Origin of the sequence: Pseudonocardia sp. Ae505_Ps2 (assembly GCF_001932425.1) — a bacterium.
GTDB lineage: Bacteria > Actinomycetota > Actinomycetes > Mycobacteriales > Pseudonocardiaceae > Pseudonocardia.
This window is the reverse complement of record NZ_MCIP01000001.1, coordinates 3,663,861-3,667,427: the sequence shown is the minus strand read 5'-3', so window position 1 is coordinate 3,667,427 and position 3,567 is coordinate 3,663,861. Positions and strand designations below refer to the sequence as shown.

General features: G+C 71.7%; 5 protein-coding genes and 1 pseudogene. All 6 read left to right on the top strand.

What is annotated here, in order from left to right; all coding sequences use genetic code 11:
* The coding region (locus Ae505Ps2_RS17610) for an ABC transporter substrate-binding protein (protein ID WP_170917136.1) at positions 1-531 on the top strand (531 nt) is incomplete at its 5' end.
* Positions 528-1,649, top strand: a complete 1,122-nt coding sequence (locus Ae505Ps2_RS17605; RefSeq protein WP_249265290.1) for an iron ABC transporter permease — start codon at positions 528-530, stop codon at positions 1,647-1,649. The genes Ae505Ps2_RS17610 and Ae505Ps2_RS17605, both read left to right, overlap by 4 nt.
* On the top strand, positions 1,646-2,437 hold the full coding sequence (locus Ae505Ps2_RS17600) for an ABC transporter ATP-binding protein (protein ID WP_075313196.1): 792 nt from the start codon (positions 1,646-1,648) through the stop codon (positions 2,435-2,437). The genes Ae505Ps2_RS17605 and Ae505Ps2_RS17600 overlap by 4 nt, the downstream gene beginning before the upstream one ends.
* Before the next feature lie 59 nt (positions 2,438-2,496).
* Positions 2,497-2,784 (top strand): hypothetical protein, encoded by a 288-nt coding sequence (locus Ae505Ps2_RS17595; protein ID WP_075313193.1) that lies wholly within the window; start codon positions 2,497-2,499, stop codon positions 2,782-2,784.
* Positions 2,781-3,182: a type II toxin-antitoxin system VapC family toxin gene (locus tag Ae505Ps2_RS17590; protein ID WP_083696412.1), complete on the top strand. Its 402-nt coding sequence runs from the start codon at positions 2,781-2,783 to the stop codon at positions 3,180-3,182. Before Ae505Ps2_RS17595 ends, Ae505Ps2_RS17590 begins: the two co-directional genes overlap by 4 nt.
* 99 nt (positions 3,183-3,281) lie before the next feature.
* Positions 3,282-3,567 (top strand): annotated as a pseudogene (locus Ae505Ps2_RS32640) (hypothetical protein); the annotation flags it as partial.

The following is a 3,567-nucleotide window of genomic DNA, read 5'->3' as shown; positions in this document are numbered from 1 at the left end:
GCCCCTTCGCCGGTGCAGAACATCGACGACACCTACACGTTCGTCCAGCAGACCGCGGCCGTGTTCGGCGCGGAGGCGCAGGGCACGCAGCTCGTCGACCGGATCAAGGCCCAGGTCGCGGCCGCGACCCCCGCCCCCGGCACCGCACCGGTGCGGGTGTTGGCGCTGTCCTCTGCCCCGCAGACCGGTCAGCCGCTGATGACCCAGGGCGGCTCCGGGCTCGCCAACGGCATCATCACCCTCGCCGGCGGGCAGAACATCGCCGCCGACCAGGACAGCGACTTCGCGAGCCTGTCCGCCGAGCAGGTCGCCGCCCTCGACCCGCAGGCGATCGTGGTGATCACCGGATTCTCCCCGCAGAGCGACGCCGAGCTGACCGCGGCCATCCGGTCCAGCCCCGCCCTCGCCTCGACGACCGCGGTGCGCGAGAACCGGCTGGTCACCGTCCCGCAGTCGATCACCCTGTCCCCCAGCGTGCTCAACGGGCACGCCGTCGCCACCATCGCGAAGGGCATCCACGGCACCGGATGACCATGCATGAGGAGGCGGCGGGGACCGGCGGCCTGCTGGGCCGGGTGCCGCCGGACCGGCCGGTCCCTGCGGCCGGCGGCCTGCTCGGCCGGGTGCCGCCGGCGGCCGTGCTCGCCGGGCTGCTCCTCGCCCTGCTGGCCTCGGTCGTCGTCGCGATCGGCCTCGGCCCGGTGTCGATCCCGCCCGGCCGGGTGCTCGACGCCGTGACCGCCCACCTGACCGGCGGTGTGTCGGGGATCGACCGGGCCGAGGACTTCATCGTCTGGGAGCTGCGCACCCCACGTGTGCTGCTCGGTGTCGTCGTGGGGGCCGGGCTCGCCGTCGCCGGATTGCTGGTGCAGGCCATGGTCCGCAACCCGATCGGCGACCCCTATATCCTGGGGCTGTCGTCGGGGGCCTCGGTCGGCGCGGTCCTGGTCATCACCACGATCGGCACCGCGACGGCCGGGCTGTTCACGCTGCCCGCCGCGGCCTTCACCGGTGCGCTGCTCACGGGGCTGGGCGTCTTCGTCCTGTCCCGGGTCCGCGGGCGCCTGCACGCGACCCGGATGGTGCTGGCCGGGGTCGCGGTCGGGCAGCTGCTGGGCGGTATCACCTCCTTCCTGCTGCTGCGCACCCGCAACACCGACGCCCAGCAGCAGGTCCTGTTCTGGATGCTCGGAAGCCTGGCCGGGGCCCGCTGGGACCTGCTCGCACTGTCCGCCGCGATCGTCGGCGTGCTTCTGGTGCCCCTGTGGTGGCAGGCGAACCGGGTCAACCTGCTCGTCCTCGGCGACGACACGGCGTCGGCGCTGGGCACCGACCCCACCCGGCTGCGGGCGGCCCTGTTCGTCCTCACCGGACTGCTCACCGGGGCGGTGGTGGCGGTGTCGGGCAGCATCGGGTTCGTCGGTCTCGTCGTCCCGAACCTGGCCCGGCTGCTGTTCGGCGCCGACCACCGCCGCACCCTGCCGGTGTGCGTGCTGCTCGGCGCGCTCGTCGTGGTCTGGTCCGACACCGCCGCCAGGCTCGTGCTCGCTCCGACCGAGCTGCCGATCGGCATCCTCACCGCCGCGATCGGCGTGCCGTTCTTCCTCTGGGTGCTGCGCCGCAGCGCGACGGGGGCGGTGGGCGTGTGAGCGCCCGGCTCGTGATCGACGGCGTCAGCGTCGGCCACGGCGGGGACCGGGTCGTGCACGACGCGACGCTGACCGTCCCCGACGGTGCCGTCCTCGCTCTCGTCGGGCCCAATGGGTCGGGCAAGTCCACCCTGCTCAAGACCCTGTACCGGGTGCTCAAGCCGCTGCGGGGGCACCTGCTCCTCGGTGACGACGACCTGGCCGCGATGGCGCACCGCGACAACGCGCGCGCGGTCGGGGTGCTCTCCCAGGACGACACCGGCGGGTTCGACTTCACCGCGTGGGAGGCCGTCATGCTCGGCCGCTCCCCCCACCTGGGGACCTTCGGCCGACCCGGGCCCGGTGATGCCGCCGTCGTCGCCGACGCCCTGGCCCGCACCGGATGCACCGCGTTCGCCGCCCGCCCGCTGTCGGAGCTGTCCGGCGGGGAACGGCAGCGGGTGCTGCTGGCCCGCGCACTGGCCCAGCAGCCTCGGGTGCTGGTACTCGACGAGCCCACCAACCACCTCGACCCCCGCCATCAGCTCGGGGTCCTGCGCCTGGCCCGCGACATCGGGACCACCGTCGTCGCGGCGCTGCACTCGCTCGACCTCGCCGCGCAGTACGCCGACCTGGTCGCGGTGCTGTCAGCGGGCCGCATCGCCGCGGTCGGCCCGCCGGCCGAGGTGCTGACCCCCGGCCTGCTCGCTGCGCACTTCCGGGTCGACGGGTCGATCGTCGCCGACCCGGTGACCGGGGCGCCCCGGGTACTGCTGCGCGAGCTGGACGCCGGTCAGGCCACCTTGTGACCGCACCTGCACCGGAGACCGTCCTGGCAGCCACAACCGCAGCCGCACCCGGACGCCAGATGATCCCCGAAACCACCCCGTTGCCCTGCGACTGCGATTGGTGCCATAGTGGCGCCATGAAGCGGATGAATCTGCGGGATGTTCCCGACGATGTCTACGCTGCGCTCGCTGCAACTGCCGAGGCGAACCGGCAGTCGTTGTCGGCATTCGTGGTTGACCGGCTCACCGAGGTCGCCCAGGTGACCCGGCTGGACAACTACGTGGCCTCCTACCAGCCGCCGCAGGGCAGCGGGCTCACCCTCGACGACGCGACCGCGGTGGTGAGGGAGGTGCGCGAGGCCTCGTGAGCCTGGCCGTGATCGATGCTTCGGTACTGGCCGCCTTCTACGCGGCCGATGATTCTCGTCGCGATGTGGTCGCGGCTCGCCTGGCAACCGGCGACGCCCTGTTCGCTCCTGCTCACCTCGACGCTGAGGTGGTCTCCGCGTTACGGGGTATGGCCCGCCGCAGCTCCGTGCTGCATGCCGCGATACCCGCCGCGTTACGGCACCTGGCGGATTTCCCCATCCGCCGCATGCCACTGGCTCCGCTACTGGAGCGCATCTGGGAGCTCCAAGACAACATCACTCCCTACGACGCTGCCTACGTTGCGCTCGCCGAACGTCTCGGTGGCCCCCTGGTCACCGGAGACGGCAAACTCGTCGCAGCGAGCGGAGCTCGCTGTACCTTCGACCTCATCACGTGATCGGCATCCGCAGACCCCCCTACGGCACCGGGGCAGGCTGGCGAAGGATGTGGATACGTGCCTACCGGCGGTGGGCGGACCGGAAAGAGACGGGCTGGCGTGAGCGAGTACCAGTACTATGAGTTCCTTGCGTTGGACCGGCCGCTCACCGAGCGGGAGCAGGCCGAGGTGCGGGCGTTGTCAACGCGGGCGCAGATCAGTGCGACCAGATTCACGAACGAGTATCACTGGGGCGATTTCGGTGGTGATCCACTCCGGATGGTGGAGCGCTACTACGACGCCCATCTCCACTTCGCGAACTGGGGCAGCCGGACGTTGATGTTCAGGCTGTCTCTGGCGGTGTTCGATGTCGAGACGGTCGACCCGTATCTGGTCGATTCACTGG